The sequence below is a fragment of the Bacillus sp. FSL K6-1145 genome, from assembly GCF_038003425.1.
In the GTDB taxonomy this organism is placed as follows: Bacteria; Bacillota; Bacilli; order Bacillales; family Bacillaceae; genus Bacillus; species Bacillus pumilus.
The window spans coordinates 2872454-2888313 of sequence record NZ_JBBOPC010000001.1 but is presented as its reverse complement, the minus strand read 5'-3'; the positions used below and the strand labels follow the sequence as shown (position 1 = coordinate 2888313).

The window sequence follows — 15860 nt, the reverse complement described above, 5'->3', positions numbered from 1 at the left end:
GTCTTTTTAGAGAGGACATTGGCGGAGAAAGGTGGAATTTCAGGTGAAGGCAATTCGAGTTGGACTATTAGGATTAGGAACAGTGGGAAGCGGTGTCGTCAAGATTATCCAAGATCATCAGGATAAATTAATGCACCAGATCGGCTGTCCGGTATTAATACAAAAAGTGCTTGTGAGCAATCCCGATAAAAAGAGAGATGTGGATGTGGCAAGAGAAGTCTTCACAACTGAAGTATACGATGTGATTAGAGATCCAGAGGTCGACGTCATTATTGAAGTGATGGGCGGCATTGAAGAGACAAAACAATATTTAATAGATGCGTTAAATGAAAAGAAGCATGTCATTACCGCCAATAAAGATTTAATGGCACTTTACGGAACAGAGCTTTTACATGTGGCGAAAGAAAATGGCTGTGATCTTTATTATGAAGCAAGTGTCGCCGGAGGAATTCCGATTCTGCGTACGCTGGAGGAAGGATTGGCATCTGACCGAATTACGAAAATGATGGGAATTGTGAACGGCACAACCAATTTTATATTAACGAAAATGAACGTCGATAAAAGCGCATATGAGGATGTCTTAAAAGAAGCGCAGGATCTTGGCTTTGCAGAAGCAGACCCGACAGCTGATGTAGAAGGACTGGATGCAGCAAGGAAAATGGCGATTCTTGCAAGACTCGGTTTTTCCATGAATGTGGAATTAGACGATGTGAAGGTCAGAGGCATCTCTGACGTTTCTGATGAAGACATTAATTTCAGTAAACGATTTGGCTACACAATGAAGCTGATCGGAATTGCCCAGCGAGACGGAGAGAAAGTGGAAGTCAGTGTCCAGCCAACGTTACTTCCTGATCACCATCCGTTATCATCGGTCAACAATGAATTCAATGCGGTGTATGTCTATGGGAGTGCTGTAGGGGAAACGATGTTTTACGGACCTGGAGCTGGAAGTCTGCCAACGGCAACCGCTGTTGTATCAGACTTAGTCGCAGTCATGAAAAACATGCGTCTTGGCGTGAACGGAAGCGGATTTATCGCACCGCAGTTTGAGAAAAAGATCAAATCACCGTCGGAAGTATTTGCTCAGCAATTTTTAAGAATTCATGTGAGAGATCAAGTCGGGGCATTTTCCCGCATTACATCTATTTTTTCTGAAAGAGGCATCAGCTTTGAAAAGATCCTTCAGCTTCCTGTGAAAGGGCATGATGAGCTGGCTGAAATTGTGATTATTACACACCGGACCTCAGAAGAAGATTTCTCAAATATCCTGCAAAAATTAAACGATCTCGACGTGGTGGTTCAAGTGAAGAGCACGTACCGAGTAGAAGGGAACGGTTTAAGCTGATGAAGTGGAATGGACTTATTGAAGAATTCCAAGAATTCTTACCAGTAAACGAATCAACACCAAAACTAACATTAAATGAAGGGAATACACCGCTGATCCACCTTGCCAAGCTTTCGGAAAAGCTAGGGATTGAGCTTCATGTGAAAACAGAAGGCGTCAATCCAACAGGCTCTTTCAAGGACCGCGGGATGGTCATGGCTGTTGCAAAGGCAAAAGAAGAAGGCAATGATACGGTCATGTGTGCTTCGACAGGGAATACTTCTGCAGCGGCAGCGGCTTATGCTGCTCGTGCTGATATGAAATGTATCGTCATCATTCCAGACGGAAAAATTGCCTTTGGCAAGCTTGCACAGGCTGTGATGTACGGAGCAGAGATCATTGCAATTGACGGTAACTTTGATGATGCACTGAAAATCGTCCGCAGCATCTGTGAAAAATCGCCGATTGCCCTTGTTAACTCTGTCAATCCGTACCGAATTGAAGGACAAAAAACGGCGGCATTTGAAATCTGTGAGCAGCTAGGCTCGGCCCCGGACGTATTGGCGATTCCTGTTGGAAATGCGGGGAATATTACCGCCTACTGGAAAGGCTTCAAGGAATACCATGAGAAAAAAGGAACTGGACTGCCAGTTATGCGCGGCTTTGAAGCAGAAGGCGCAGCAGCGATCGTGCGAAATGAAGTGATTGAACAGCCAGAAACAGTGGCAACTGCCATCCGTATCGGAAATCCTGCAAGCTGGAAACAAGCTGTGGCAGCGGCAGATGAATCAAACGGAAAGATTGATGAAGTGACAGACGAAGAAATTCTCCATGCATATCAATTGATTGCTCGTGAAGAAGGTGTGTTTGCAGAGCCAGGCTCATGTGCGTCTATCGCAGGTGTGCTAAAGCAGGTGAAATCCGGAGAAATCAAGCCAGGCAGTAAAGTTGTTGCGGTATTAACAGGCAACGGATTGAAAGATCCGAATACGGCCATTGATATTTCACAAATTAAGCCGGTCACACTTGATGCAGATGAAGATCAAATTCTTGAACACTTAGAAAAGGCCGCGCGCGTATGAGTAAAGCCTCCATGCTTTTTTCAATCACAGTACCGGGAAGCACTGCCAATTTAGGACCAGGCTTTGATTCAGTTGGAATGGCGCTCAGCCGCTATTTAAAGCTATCGGTCTATGACCATGATAGCTGGCTGTTTGAAGCAGAATCAGATGTCGTGTCTGGAATTCCATCAGGCACCGACAACCTCATTTATCAAACAGCCAAAAAGGTCGCAGATCACTTTGGAAAAACACTCCCGCCTGTTTATGTCAAAGTGTGGAGTGATATTCCATTGGCACGGGGGCTGGGCAGCAGTGCTGCTGCAATTGTGGCAGCCATTGAGCTAGCCAATCAGCTTCTCGAATTAAATATGCCGGATGATCAAAAGCTCTTTTTTGCAAGTGAGGTAGAAGGTCATCCAGATAATGCGGGTGCTTCTTTATTCGGAGGTTTACTGATTGGTCTTCATGAAGAAGACAAGACACATGCTGTCAAAGTGAAGCATGTGGATATAGATGTTGTTGTCGTGATTCCTTTTTATGAAGTACTGACAAAGGATGCCCGTGATGTCCTGCCAGAGGATTTTTCCTATAAACATGCTGTCAGTGCGAGTGCTGTGAGCAACGTGCTTGTTGCCGCCTTAATGACGCAAAACTGGCCGCTTGTTGGAGAAATGATGAATAAGGATTTATTTCATCAGCCTTACCGCACAATGCTCGTCCCAGAGCTGTCGAAGGTAGAGCATGTCGCTTCGCTAAAAGGAGCGTATGGAACGGCATTAAGCGGTGCTGGTCCGACAATCTTAACCTTAGTTGAAAAAGGGAAGGGAGAAGCGCTGAAAAAGCAGCTTGCCCAAAACTTCCCGCATTGCGAAGTAGATTTGCTGACAGTACCAGTAGAAGGTGTTGTCGTGGAGCATGATCCAGTCAATCAAGTAAAGAACGTGCTGTAAAAATGCACGTTCCAGCGTGTAGGCAAACCCTCGCATTCGGTGTCAGTCCTGCGTGCTGGTGCTCACGAATATTAATTCGCTCCGCTCCAGTACTCGTCCTTCCTAGACTGCAAAGGTTTTCTATCACGCTGAAAAGAAGAAAAAGAGCTAAAATAAAGATCATTTTAGCCCTTTTTCAATAACCCGAGAACGTGCTGTAAAAATGCACGTTCTTTTTTTATTCTTGTTTTTATAAAATGAAGCAGGGATTATTATTTAGAGGATCGAACTATTTTTTATGCATAAAAGGAGGAGATACATTCATGAAGAAATTGATGACAGCAGAAGATTTAACGAAGATTGTTTCTGTTTCTCATCCGGTTTATTCACCAGATGGAAAAAAGGCGGTTTTTACAAAGGTCACGGTGAATGACAAAAAGGACGATTACAACATCCATTTATGGGTTCGAGATGAAGAGACAGAGGAGCTGTCACAATGGACATTTGAGGATGGAATGCATCATCAGCCAGTGTGGTCAAAAGACAGCAGGCAGCTTGCGTTTATTTTGCAAAAGCCAAAGGAAGCTCCCCAGCTTGCACTGATTCAGAGCGTGGGAGGCGGTGTGCGCACTTTAACGGCGGTTCCTTACGGGGTATCTCATCCTGTCTTTTCACTAGATGGAGCTTTCATTTATGCGGCTGTGTCACTGAAACAAACAGAGTCTATACATGATGAAAAAAAGGAAGAGGGAGATGATTTCGCTCCTGCGGTATATGATGATTTAACCTATAAAGCAGATGGCAGAGGTTTTTTAGATGGGCGTTTTACGCAGATCATTCAAGTGGATGTTCATTCAGGAGAGATCGAGGCAGTTACGAGCGGACAGCATCATCATGTGAATCACACGGTCTCTCCGTGCGGGAAATGGCTTGCCTATATTCAATCAAATCCTCAGAAACCTTACATAAGTGACGTGTGCCTCCGATCATTAGAGGATGGTACGACAAAGAAAATCACACAATCATCAGGCGCTTATTCCGCCGTGTCTTTTGCTCCTAATGGAGAAAGCCTCGTGTATATCGGACATGAGCGCGAATTTCAAAATGCTACTTTCCCAGCATTATGGCTGTATGATCTGAAGGAGGGAAATGTCGTTCAGTTGTCAGAAATGCTCGATATGTATGTGGGCAACTGTATGGCAGGGGATAGCGTTATGGGCGAAGCCAATCAGCTTCCGCAGTGGACAAAGGATAGCCAGGGATTTTATGCACTTGTTTCTGATCAAGGCAGTACAGGGATTTATTATTTCTCTGTTGAAGGCTTAGCCTATCCTGTTCGATTAGAGGCAGAACATATCACAAACTTCAGCCTTCATCCAGATGAATCCAAATTGCTGCTGAGCCGGCTGTCTTCCGTTTCTCCAAGTGAGCTGTATGAGCTGACATTAGGGGAGGCGGATCTAAAGCGAATCACGTTCGAGCATGATGAATTCCTCAAGGAGCATGTCCTATCGGTACCAGAGCCATTTTCATTTCAGTCAAAAGAAGGCGACGAGGTGCATGGCTGGTTTATGAAGCCATCCCAATTGGAAGAGGGGAAGACTTATCCGCTTATTTTAGAAATTCATGGCGGACCGCATGCCATGTATGGTTATACGTATTTTCATGAATTTCAAATGCTCGCCGCGGAAGGCTATGCCATCGTATATATCAATCCTCATGGCAGTCATGGATACGGACAAATGTTTACCGACCGTGTGAGAGGGAGTTATGGTGACGTTGATTATGAGGATGTCATGCAGGCTGTTGATCATGTGCTGAAAGCCTATGATTTCCTTGATGAAACAAGACTTGGAGTGACAGGCGGCAGCTATGGCGGTTTTATGACCAACTGGATTGTCGGACAGACCGACCGTTTTCGCGCAGCCGTCACACAGCGGTCCATTTCAAACTGGATTAGCTTTTATGGCATCAGTGATATCGGTTATTATTTCACAAGGTGGCAGATGGATGGGGATATTTATGATTCAGCCGATAAGCTATGGGATCGTTCGCCGCTCAAGTATGTGAAGCAGGTAAATACGCCGCTTCTCATCCTACACAGCGACGAAGACTATCGCTGCCCAGTCGATCAAGCAGAACAGCTTTTTGTAGCACTGAAGGAGCTTGGGAAAGACACAAGGCTCGTCAAATTCCCGAAGGCTTCTCATGATTTATCCAGAAGCGGTCATCCGGGGCAGCGTATTCAAAGACTGACCTTTATAAAGGATTGGTTTAGAGAGAAGTTAAACTAAAAAAAACGACCCAAATCGGGTCGTTTCAGCGTGATGACAAACCCTCGCATTCCGTGTCAGTCCTGCGTGCTGGTGCTCACGAATATCAATTCGCTCCGCGCCAGTACTCGTCCTTCCTAGAATTCAAGGGTTTTCATATCAAGCTGAAAAAGGCTAATACTGAAAAAAACGACCCAAATTCGGGTCGTTTTCATGTCATATATGAATTAGAAAACCTGTTCAACTTCTACAACGCCAGGCACTTCTTCTAATAATGCGCGCTCAATACCGGCTTTCAATGTAATGGTTGAACTTGGGCAGCTGCCGCATGCACCAAGAAGACGCAATTTGACAATGCCATCTTCAATGTCTACAAGCTCACAGTCTCCACCATCACGTAATAGAAATGGACGAAGTTTGTCTAGTACTTCCTGTACTTGGTCTTTCATTTCGACTTCAGTCATTAGATACAATCGCTCCTTTCACAACATATCACCATTATATTCATCTGGACGATAAAAATCTATTGATTGGTTTCAAAGTTTCCTTCTCATTATAGCACAATCTCATCTTGAAACAAAAAGTGATTTTGACTTTTTTCATACAGAAAATTCAGCTAAAATAAAGAAAGAATAGGGGGCTTGTCAAATGAATCAAACTGTCGATCTTTATGTATATGGAAGAGATGTACTTTGCGCTAGCTGCGTGAATCTGCCTTCATCAAAAGACACATTTGAGTGGTTAGATGCAGCGTTAAAACGAAAATATCCAAATCAGCCGTTTCGCATCACATATATTGATATTGAGCACCCACCAGAAAACGAACACCAAAAGGAATTGTCCGAACGAATTCTTGATGATGAATTCTTTTATCCGCTTGTCTTAGTGGAGGATCAAATTGTCGGAGAGGGCAATCCAAAATTGAAAGACATTTATCAAGAAATGGAGAAATACGGTTACACGGAGAGCAGTGAATAAACTGTTCTTTTTTTGAGAAAATAAACAGAACAAACGTTCCTTTTCGGCTTGAAAAAGAACGTTTGTTCGATTATAATGAAATGAAAGGAGCGTGAGCATCATGAATTATTTACTGAAACAATCTCTTCAACAGCAAATACCAATTGAGATGATTTATATGAAGAAAAACGGAGAGTGCACGAAGCGTAAAATCATTGTCCACCGTCAAACAGACCAGCTCATCCAAGCGTATTGTTTATCAAAAAAGACGATGAGAACGTTTCGTAAAGACTGCATCCTTGCCCTTGCTCCGATCAAATGGACCCGTTCATCGGCACATGCCGTTTCATAGAAAAAAGCTCCCTCGACGAGAAGGAGCTTTGAGATAAAATTCACATGATGTTAGCCATTGTGATGCTTATACATCCAAAGGAGTCCGGATTTTAGAAGTCTTGGTACACGGCCAATAAGTGGACGATCTGCTACTAAGCCAAAGCCGGCTTTTTTCCCTAAAGAGCCTAAGACACCTTTTAGCTTAAACTGAGGATAAGCCTCAGGAAGCGGCTCGTTTTTCCAGCGTTTTTGCAGAGATTGGACAATTTGTTCTGCCTGCGCCTCGGCAAGCTGTGCACTTGGGGCATGCGGAAGACTTGCGCAATCACCCACGACATAGACGTGCTCATTTCCAGGGAGATTGTGATGAGGTGTTAATACGACGCGGCCTTGTGCGTCTTTTTCAACATCCATCTCCCGTACCACTTTGCTTGGCTGAATGCCTGCTGTCCATACGATGACCTCTGCTTCAATGGCGTCATCATGGTTGTAAACAACACCTTCTTCAACCTTCGTAATATTGGCACAGTTAATGATCTTTACGTCATTTTCTTCAAACCACTTTTGCACATATAAACTTAATCTTTTTGGGAAGCTTGATAGAATCAGCTCTCCGCGGTCAAAAAGAATAATGTTTAAATCAGCACGGCTTTCTCTTAATTCACTGGCTAGCTCTACCCCGCTAAGTCCAGCACCGACGATACCAACCGTTGCACCTGCACCCAAATTGTTTAATTTGTTATACGTATGTCTTGACTGATCAATGGTTTGAATGCTGTATGTATGTTCTTTCGCACCAGGGACATTATGATACTTGTCCTCACAGCCGAGTCCAATCACCGTGTCGTCATAAGGAATGGGTTCACGGTCGCTGAATAAGATCTGTTTGTTTTCGATATCAATTTTTTCTACTTCCCCATATTGAATATCCAGCTTCGGATGCTCTGGAAAAGATACTCGAATGTGATGATCAGAGATCGTTCCAGCAGCGAGTGCATAATATTCTGTTTTTAAACAGTGGTAAGGATTTCGATCAATTAATGTGATAGTAACATCATCAGGTAATTGATTTGGCAATAAGCGGTGGAGAACCCGCATATTCCCGTAACCTCCGCCGATCAAGACTAAATTTTTCATGACGATTCTCCTTTTCCCCGTAGACATTGAAAAACACTTATACTAAAAAACTTTAAGTTAAAATACCAAATAAAATTATATCGAATTTACTGTGAAACCACAATAATTGTTTCAAAATAACCTACATATTCATTAGTTAGTCCTAAATAGTAAAACATTTTACGAGGAATAGGCGTAACGATACAGGTGAAGCTCATGTTTTGACTAATAGAAGGAATTTCGGTAGGATGGTAAAGCAATGTGAGGTGAAGCAAAGTGTTCCCACTGATCGAATTTTGTGTAAGTAATCTTGCACAAGGGTCTCAAGAAGCAAAAGAGAAGCTTGATAAAGACCCAAACCTAGACGTTATGGAATACGGCTGTTTAAGCTACTGCGGCAAATGTATGGACTCCCCATTTGCACTCGTGAATGGAGAATTTGTTTCCGGAGAAAATGCAGAGCAGCTAGTTGAGCGTATTTATGCTTTTATAGAGGAAAATGAGATGTTTTAAATGCACCACATGGGTCATGAGGTGCATTTTTTTCATATTTTAAGTTTCCATTTTTAAGGAGAATGAATAGAAAGCGCATCCAATATGTTATGCTAATAAAATATCATTAAAATGAAGCATCACACGAGAGAAAATGAGGCATATGCATAATAAAAGCCCCTTGCCATGGCAGCAAAGAGCTTTTATGTATGAAAAACGGGGGATGATAAGATTGTCTCCTGAATCGACTCCTTTTATACTATAAAGAAACAACATTTTTGGAGGAAGCTCATGACATCATTTCAATTCACGAAAATGCACGGATTAGGAAATAATTATATTTACGTCAATCAGATGAAGGAACAGCTTCCAGAAGAGCAGCTATCAGAGATAGCGATCCAGGTTTCTTCTGTTTATACAGGAATCGGTTCAGACGGAATGATCCTTATTTGCCCATCAGATGTTGCACCTGTGAAAATGCGTATTTTCAACAATGATGGATCAGAGGGAAAAAACTGCGGCAACGGTCTGCGCTGCGTCGCAAAATATGTGTATGAGCATCAAATCGTAACTGACACAACGTTCCAGATTGAGACATTGTCAGGACTCGTTGAAGCGACCGTTCATGTACAGGATGATCACGTTCATTTAGTAACAGTAGATATGGGGAAACCTCGTTTTGAAAAAGAAGCGATGCCGATGCTAGGTGAACCAACAAGCACTACGATTAATGAACCGCTTGATTTTGGCACGACGACCTTAAATGGAACGGCCGTTTCAATGGGAAATCCGCACATCGTGTTTTATTTAGAGGACATTGAAAAGGCACCGCTTGATACAACTGGGCCAATCATCGAAAAACACGACATGTTCCCAGAAGGCGTCAATGTAGAATTTGTAGAAGTGGTTAGTGAAACAGAACTGCATTTTCGTGTGTGGGAAAGAGGATCTGGCATTACTCAAGCCTGCGGAACGGGAGCTTGCGCGGCTGCCGTATCCACGATTGTGAATGGACAGGCGAAAAAAGAAACGGACATGACGGTTCACTTAGCAGGCGGAGATCTCATCATTCGCTGGAAAGACAACGACCATGTGCTCATGACAGGGCCTGCTGAAACGATTTGTGACGGCACATTTTATCTGTAAACCATTTATTTGAGAAAAGGCACCATCACGTTTATAATTGAAAAGAAACATCCAGTCAAAAGGAGGGATGATCATGAGTACACCAGTAACCATTACAGAAGCTGCTGCACTGCAGATTAAAGATATGATGAAAGAACATGAAGAAGAAAATGCGTTCCTACGAGTTGGCGTAAAAGGCGGCGGCTGTAGCGGTCTTTCATACGGAATGGGCTTTGACCATGAAGTTTCAGAGAAAGACACGCAGTTCGAACAGCAAGGCATCCAGGTCCTTGTCGACTCCGAAAGCCTTGATATCATGAACGGCACTATCATTGATTTCAAACAATCACTAATGGGCGGCGGTTTCACTATTGATAATCCGAACGCGATTGCTTCATGCGGATGCGGTTCTTCTTTCAGAACAGCGACAAATACCGGTACGCCGGAAGAGTGTTAAAAATTGAGTGATTTTTTGAGAATTTATTATTTACTTGAACAGTTGAGAGCAAGTTTTAACTTATAACTGAACTTTAGAAAGAATCACATACCTTCTCGGAAGTTAATGTTTAATACATTACTCTTTGAGAAGTTTTTTTTGTTTAAGCATCAGAGTTTATATTAAGAAGAAAATATCAATACATTCCAGAATGATAACGATTTTTTAAAAAATTTTAAAAGGATCATATTCCTAAAAAATAAAATAATTGGTATAATTTAGACGGCGGGGATTTTGGAGAATGTAGCCATAAAAAGCTAGCATTTAAAAAGTGCTTAACAGCTTACTTCCGATAGCTAGAGAAAAACATCTATCGGGGGGAATGTTTAATGATGACGGAAACAAAACTAAGTGGACTTATGTTTTTAATAGTCCTATCAATTGCTTACTTCTCTGGTTTTATGACCATTGATTGGGTAAAACTAAGTGATTTCGCAATAGCATCTCTTGGCCTTTTAGGCAGTTGGGTGTTAGCAAAATTTCATGACAGTGGTAGCACACCTTAAAAGTGGGCTACCTAGTACCACTTTTTTTCAACTTTTAAAAAATAAAAAAGAAAGGGGTGATGTATATGTGTATATGATAGTTTTAATATGATTTTAGATATATGATAAAGATAATTTTTTATTTGTTGAAAATTAATTGTATCAAAATAATGTGAACAGTCATTTAAACATTCCTCGAACTATAGATGGGTTGTCGCTATGCGATAACCCTTTTCTCTGTGTAATTAATGTCTTAATTTAATATTTAATATCTAAAAATAACTATTGTAATCAAAATTATCATTTTCATAAATCGCTCAATTTTGTTACAGCTTGCTCTCACAACTGGCTATTTCCACCCGAAAAGAGTATCATGAGAACCAAACATAAACTGTAGGTAGAAAAGAGGTTGCTGAGGTTTGAGTGAACAAATCAATTGCAGGAACTGTCATGAACTGATTCCGTATCGTTCTAAAACGTGTCCAGCTTGCGGGATTGAGAAGCCGCTTCCGAAAAAGGAACGTGTAAAAGATCGGGTGATTTTGGTTGTGGCAGGGATTGTTGTGGTGCTGCTTGCTGCAATGGTACTTGGAATGGCGAATGCCTATATTGGGATTTTTAAATAAACGAAAAAGGAGTTCCGCTAGTGGGAACTCCTTTTTTTGATTTCGCTTATTTGTTTTCAAATAAGCTTGTGGAATGAAGAGGCTGTACACGGGCTTTCGGGTCCATGTAGGCTTTCGCATTGTTGACAGCCGTTGGTGCTTCACCAAATCCGCTGGCAATCAATTTGACTTTTCCTTCATACGTACAAATGTCTCCTGCCGCATAGAAGCCTTCAATGTTTGTTTCCATTGTGGATTTCACGACGATCGAGTTCTTTTCGATTTCAAGACCCCATTGCTTAATTGGTCCAAGAGAGGAAACAAAACCGAAGTTGACGATCACGTCGTCCACATCAAGCACTTGTTTTTTGTCGCCTTTGACTTCTTCTAGCACAATCTGTTCAATGCGGTCTTCACCAATGAGCTCGGTTGGGACAAATGGCGTCACGACATTGACTTTCGAATTGTGCAGGTTTTCTACACTGTGCTCATGTGCACGGAATTTATCGCGGCGGTGAATAATGGAAACCTCTTTTGCGATAGGTTCAAGCATCAGTGCCCAGTCCACCGCAGAGTCTCCGCCGCCAAGAACAGCGACACGTCTGCCAGCAAATTGATTCAAATCATTAATGAAGTAATGCAGGTTGCTTCCTTCAAATGATTCTGCTGCATCTAGTTCAAGCTTTCTCGGTTGGAATGCACCGTTACCAGCTGTGATGATGATCGTTTTAGAATAATGAACCTCTTGATTTGTCACAAGTTTAAAGATACCATCTGCCTGTTTTTCAACTGTTTCAACTGCTTGCTCTAAGCAAATGGTTTGATCAAATTTATCCATTTGTTCCTTTAAGTTATCAATTAATTCTTGTGCGCGGATTTTTGGAAAACCAGCCACATCATAAATGTATTTTTCAGGGTAAAGAGCGGATAATTGACCGCCGAGCTGAGGAAGGCTTTCAATGATTTTCACACTTGCCTGTCTCATGCCACCGTAAAACGCAGTAAACAATCCTACTGGGCCGCCCCCGATAACGGTAATGTCATATACCTTAGAATCTTCTTGCATTCCTTTAATCCTCCCAAATGAAAATTGTTATCACTATATCATATCATACCACACATCGTCGTTTGACTTGTTTTGAAAAACTTGTCGTTTTTTGATGCCGAAGCTTTGAAAAAGAGGAAAAAGTGAGAAAGACCGTTTATCATAAGGATTTTCAGTTTAAAGCCTTGAAAATTGGATCAGAACTCGCTATTATTGTTAAGGGAACTAAATATTAATTTTTTATGAATTTTTGTCGGATACGGTCAAATGCTTTCGTTTTATGTAGGTGAAAGTTCAGATTTTCACATACTTATTTTTTTGTTTAAATTTCATAAAATGCCGCAAAGCGGTTGAGAATAACGATATGTAATTCTTTATCCGTTTTACAGCAAATTTAAAAAAGGTGGATGTGATTCCAGTGAATAAACCGAAAATCGTTGTATTAGGTGCAGGTTATGGCGGATTAATGACTGTAACAAGATTAACAAAACAGCTTGGCACAAATGATGCGGACATTACTCTTGTGAACAAGCATAATTATCATTACGAAACAACATGGTTACATGAAGCAAGTGCAGGTACACTTCATCATGACCGCTGTCGTTATCAAATCAAAGATGTGATTAACAGTTCCCGTGTCAACTTTGTACAAGCAACAGTTGAAAGCATTAATAAGGAAGAGAAGAAAGTCGTGACATCAGATGGCGAACTTTCTTACGACTACCTTGTTGTTGCGCTTGGTGCTGTTCCTGAAACATTTGGTATTGCAGGACTGAAAGAATATGCATTCTCAATCTCTAACATCAACTCTGCTCGTCAGCTTCGTGAGCATATTGAGCTTCAATTTGCGACGTATAATACGGAAGCTGAAAAACGTCCAGAGCGCTTGACAATCGTTGTCGGCGGTGCGGGCTTCACAGGTATTGAGTTCCTTGGTGAGCTTGGAAACCGTGTGCCTGAGCTTTGCAAAGAGTATGATATTGATCAAAAAGATGTGCGCATCATCTGTGTAGAAGCTGCACCAACAGCTCTTCCAGGATTCGATCCTGCATTGATCGACTATGCAATGAACTACCTTCAAGGTAAAGGCGTTGAGTTCAAAATTGGTACAGCGATCAAAGAATGTACGCCTGAAGGCATCATTGTTGGAAAAGACGATGATACTGAAGAAATCAAAGCTGAAACTGTTGTTTGGGCTGCTGGTGTACGCGGTAACCCAATCGTTGAAGAAGCTGGATTTGAAAACATGCGCGGCCGCGTAAAAGTATCTCCAGATCTTCGTGTACCAGAAAATGATGATGTATTCATCATCGGTGACTGTTCATTGATCATCAATGAAGAAATCAACCGTCCATACCCACCAACTGCACAAATCGCAATGCAGCAAGGTGAAACAGTAGCGAAAAACCTTGCCGCACTAGTGAAAGGTGGTTCTCTTGAAAGCTTTAAGCCAGACATCAAAGGAACAGTTGCTTCTCTTGGTGAACACGACGCTGTAGGTGTTGCGTTTGGTAAAAAACTTCAAGGAACAAAAGCTTCAGCAATGAAGAAAATCATCGACAACCGTTCTTTATTCATGGTTGGCGGACCAGGACTTGTTCTGAAAAAAGGAAAATTCAAGTTCTTCTAAACCGATATAGACAAAAACGTGTATCCTCGTGATACACGTTTTTTTTGACATATTTTCTTACTTGGTTATCGGCAGTAAAGTATGGTATGATAAATTATCAGAAAATTTAGATTAAGGGAGTGAGCAATATGAATGCACATACAAAAGAAAAGAAGTCCACCTGTCAATATTGTTCGGGGAAAGGATATTTTCAGCTATTGCTCGGCGGATCTGAAACATGTGAGGAATGTAAAGGGACAGGAAAGAAGCTTTAATCCATCTGCTTTTTCCATTGATTGACTTCATCTCTATTTCCAAGTTAAACTAATGATGGGATATTTGGGGGTGGAGATGAAGTGATCAGTTTACCAGTCGTTATTATTTCCGTTATTTTATTTTTCGTGTTATTCTTCGGCATTGGCTTTTTGCTCAATATGCTGCTGAGAATGTCATGGATTATGGCTATTTTATATCCAATTGTATGCCTTTTCATTATCAACAATCAAAAGATGATCGCTTATGTCAGAGAACCGGGCATCGCTTTTTCAGGAATAGGGGACCGCATTGTCTCTCTAGCAGCGGCTGATATCATTATTTTGTTAAGCGGTCTGATTGGTGCAATTGCATCAGGTTTTGTCATTAATGCACTTCGAAAAAGAGGGTATCAAATGTTTTAACTCACTTGTAGATAGGCAAGTGGGTTTTTTTGTTTCTCCTTTGCATAGTTTCCATTTTGTTTGGAAACAAATAGATGGGTAGAGGAGTGACAAATAAAGATGAAAACATGGATGAAACGATTGTTCATGACAGCCCTTTTTATGCTTGCTCTTTTGACAAGCTTTACGGGCATATCTGGAGTTGAACCAAGTGATGTAGCTGCCTGGGTGAAAGAGACTGATCCTGGCAAGCAAGTATCTTCTTTTTTCCAACAGCAAAAAAGAGAAACGATGGCACTCAAAAGTGATGACTTGCGGGCTATTTCTCTCGAAGAAGCGTTCAATTGGAACGATTACCCGAAGCAAAAGGTTGTCGCCACAGGCTATACAGCAGGTGTGGAATCAACAGGTAAAACGAAGGAACACCATGCATATGGCATTACATATTCAGGCGTCAAAGTGAAACGTGATTTATATTCAACTGTGGCTGCGGACCCATCAGTCTTTCCGATTGGAACAGTGCTCTTTATCCCAAACTATGGCTACGGAGTGGTCGCAGATACGGGAAAAGCCATTAAAGGTCATAAGCTTGATTTATACTATGAAACCGTAGATGATGTGTATAGAGAATGGGGTAAAAAAGTGCTCGATGTGTATATCATCAAAAAGGGCGAAGGAACGTTAACGGAAAAAGACTTAAACCAGCTTAATGAAGCAAAATCAATGCAAGTATTCCGTCAGCAGTTTCAAGCCAATAAAGAATAAAAAAGCTTTGGACAAGTTTGAGGTCCAAAGCTTTTTTCGCTTCTACATGAAGTAATAATCTAAGATAAGTGTCAGCAAGATCCCTGTTAAGCCGCCAAAGAAGACTTCAATCGGCTTATGACCAAGAAGCTCTTTCAATTTCTTTTGCTTTTCTTTTTCTTCCGCACTCGGGAAATTCTTTGCTTCAGAAACAAATCGGTTAAAATCTGTTACCAGCTTGTTCAGTACAGTCGCCTGTTCTCCTGCCTGTCTGCGCACACCTGTCGCATCGAACATGGTAATAATCGCAAAGATGGCGGAAATCGCAAAGATTGATGTATTTAGCCCGTGCTCTAAAGCCACTGCTGTTGAGAGTGCTGTTACGGCTGCGGAGTGTGAACTTGGCATTCCGCCTGTGCTTGTAATGAGCGACCAATCTAGTCGTCTAGAAATGATAAATTGAATCGGTACTTTTACAAATTGAGCAAAAAAGATGGCTGCAAGGCTGGCAAGCAGCGGAAAATTCGTCAGTACGCTCATGAACAAGAAACATCCTCTCTGTAAGAAAAAATATCGTGCAAAATGGTGGACTGTGTACCCTAGTATGATG

18 protein-coding genes and 1 pseudogene are annotated in these 15860 nt (G+C 41.7%); 15 read left to right on the top strand and 4 right to left on the bottom strand.

The window, feature by feature from the left end; translation table 11 throughout:
• Positions 1-43 precede the first annotated feature (43 nt).
• The 4 genes from MHH41_RS14745 (at position 44) to MHH41_RS14730 (ending at position 5608) form a co-directional block, all read left to right on the top strand.
• Positions 44-1345 (top strand): homoserine dehydrogenase, encoded by a 1302-nt coding sequence (locus tag MHH41_RS14745; protein ID WP_113387332.1) that lies wholly within the window; start codon positions 44-46, stop codon positions 1343-1345.
• A complete protein-coding gene (gene thrC / locus MHH41_RS14740; protein ID WP_044140848.1) occupies positions 1345-2406 on the top strand; it encodes a threonine synthase in 1062 nt (353 codons plus the stop codon). Before MHH41_RS14745 ends, thrC begins: the two co-directional genes overlap by 1 nt.
• The gene (thrB, locus tag MHH41_RS14735; protein WP_034620114.1) at positions 2403-3335 is read left to right on the top strand and encodes a homoserine kinase; all 933 of its coding nucleotides are present in this window, start codon (positions 2403-2405) and stop codon (positions 3333-3335) included. The genes thrC and thrB overlap by 4 nt, the downstream gene beginning before the upstream one ends.
• A 302-nt stretch (positions 3336-3637) precedes the next feature.
• The gene (locus MHH41_RS14730) at positions 3638-5608 is read left to right on the top strand and encodes an alpha/beta hydrolase family protein (RefSeq protein WP_340866498.1); all 1971 of its coding nucleotides are present in this window, start codon (positions 3638-3640) and stop codon (positions 5606-5608) included.
• Positions 5609-5814: 206 nt separating this feature from the next.
• Here MHH41_RS14730 and MHH41_RS14725 read toward each other — a convergent pair.
• Positions 5815-6114 (bottom strand): annotated as a pseudogene (locus MHH41_RS14725) (NifU family protein).
• 121 nt (positions 6115-6235) lie between these two features.
• Here MHH41_RS14725 and MHH41_RS14720 point away from each other — a divergent pair.
• Together MHH41_RS14720 and MHH41_RS14715 are read left to right on the top strand one after the other, a co-directional pair.
• Positions 6236-6565, top strand: coding sequence for a YuzD family protein (locus MHH41_RS14720; RefSeq protein WP_003212989.1), 330 nt, complete (start codon positions 6236-6238; stop codon positions 6563-6565).
• Between the two features lie 100 nt (positions 6566-6665).
• Positions 6666-6896 carry a hypothetical protein gene (locus MHH41_RS14715; protein WP_003213664.1) on the top strand — a complete coding sequence of 77 codons (231 nt, stop codon included), beginning with the start codon at positions 6666-6668 and terminating at the stop codon, positions 6894-6896.
• 50 nt (positions 6897-6946) lie between these two features.
• Here the strand turns inward: MHH41_RS14715 and MHH41_RS14710 are convergent, their stop codons facing one another.
• Positions 6947-8014 (bottom strand): NAD(P)/FAD-dependent oxidoreductase, encoded by a 1068-nt coding sequence (locus MHH41_RS14710; protein ID WP_003213534.1) that lies wholly within the window; start codon positions 8012-8014, stop codon positions 6947-6949.
• A 255-nt stretch (positions 8015-8269) separates the two neighbouring features.
• Here MHH41_RS14710 and MHH41_RS14705 point away from each other — a divergent pair, with 255 nt between their 5' ends.
• The 5 genes from MHH41_RS14705 (at position 8270) to MHH41_RS14685 (ending at position 11217) form a co-directional block, all read left to right on the top strand.
• Positions 8270-8506: a YuzB family protein gene (locus tag MHH41_RS14705; RefSeq protein ID WP_003213414.1), complete on the top strand. Its 237-nt coding sequence runs from the start codon at positions 8270-8272 to the stop codon at positions 8504-8506.
• 270 nt (positions 8507-8776) lie between these two features.
• On the top strand, positions 8777-9631 hold the full coding sequence (gene dapF, locus MHH41_RS14700) for a diaminopimelate epimerase (protein ID WP_340866497.1): 855 nt from the start codon (positions 8777-8779) through the stop codon (positions 9629-9631).
• A 73-nt stretch (positions 9632-9704) separates the two neighbouring features.
• On the top strand, positions 9705-10067 hold the full coding sequence (gene erpA / locus MHH41_RS14695; protein WP_012011138.1) for an iron-sulfur cluster insertion protein ErpA: 363 nt from the start codon (positions 9705-9707) through the stop codon (positions 10065-10067).
• 368 nt (positions 10068-10435) lie between these two features.
• Positions 10436-10612: a hypothetical protein gene (locus tag MHH41_RS14690; protein ID WP_251191385.1), complete on the top strand. Its 177-nt coding sequence runs from the start codon at positions 10436-10438 to the stop codon at positions 10610-10612.
• A gap of 398 nt (positions 10613-11010) precedes the next feature.
• Positions 11011-11217: a hypothetical protein gene (locus MHH41_RS14685; protein ID WP_044140840.1), complete on the top strand. Its 207-nt coding sequence runs from the start codon at positions 11011-11013 to the stop codon at positions 11215-11217.
• 46 nt (positions 11218-11263) lie between these two features.
• Here the strand turns inward: MHH41_RS14685 and yumC are convergent, their stop codons facing one another.
• The gene (gene yumC / locus MHH41_RS14680) at positions 11264-12262 is read right to left on the bottom strand and encodes a ferredoxin--NADP reductase 2 (RefSeq protein WP_003212844.1); all 999 of its coding nucleotides are present in this window, start codon (positions 12260-12262) and stop codon (positions 11264-11266) included.
• 391 nt (positions 12263-12653) lie between these two features.
• Here yumC and MHH41_RS14675 point away from each other — a divergent pair, with 391 nt between their 5' ends.
• From MHH41_RS14675 to MHH41_RS14660, 4 genes are all read left to right on the top strand, one after another.
• The gene (locus MHH41_RS14675) at positions 12654-13871 is read left to right on the top strand and encodes an NAD(P)/FAD-dependent oxidoreductase (RefSeq protein ID WP_161792789.1); all 1218 of its coding nucleotides are present in this window, start codon (positions 12654-12656) and stop codon (positions 13869-13871) included.
• A 128-nt stretch (positions 13872-13999) separates the two neighbouring features.
• On the top strand, positions 14000-14125 hold the full coding sequence (locus MHH41_RS14670; protein WP_157957789.1) for a YuiA family protein: 126 nt from the start codon (positions 14000-14002) through the stop codon (positions 14123-14125).
• 81 nt (positions 14126-14206) lie between these two features.
• A complete protein-coding gene (locus tag MHH41_RS14665; RefSeq protein ID WP_003212933.1) occupies positions 14207-14527 on the top strand; it encodes a YuiB family protein in 321 nt (106 codons plus the stop codon).
• 99 nt (positions 14528-14626) lie between these two features.
• Complete coding sequence (locus tag MHH41_RS14660) at positions 14627-15271, top strand: 3D domain-containing protein (RefSeq protein WP_003212854.1); 645 nt, start codon at positions 14627-14629, stop codon at positions 15269-15271.
• 42 nt (positions 15272-15313) lie between these two features.
• On the opposite strand, the gene MHH41_RS14655 is transcribed toward MHH41_RS14660, so the two are convergent.
• Positions 15314-15790 (bottom strand): divergent PAP2 family protein, encoded by a 477-nt coding sequence (locus MHH41_RS14655; protein WP_003212726.1) that lies wholly within the window; start codon positions 15788-15790, stop codon positions 15314-15316.
• Positions 15791-15860: the final 70 nt, after the last annotated feature.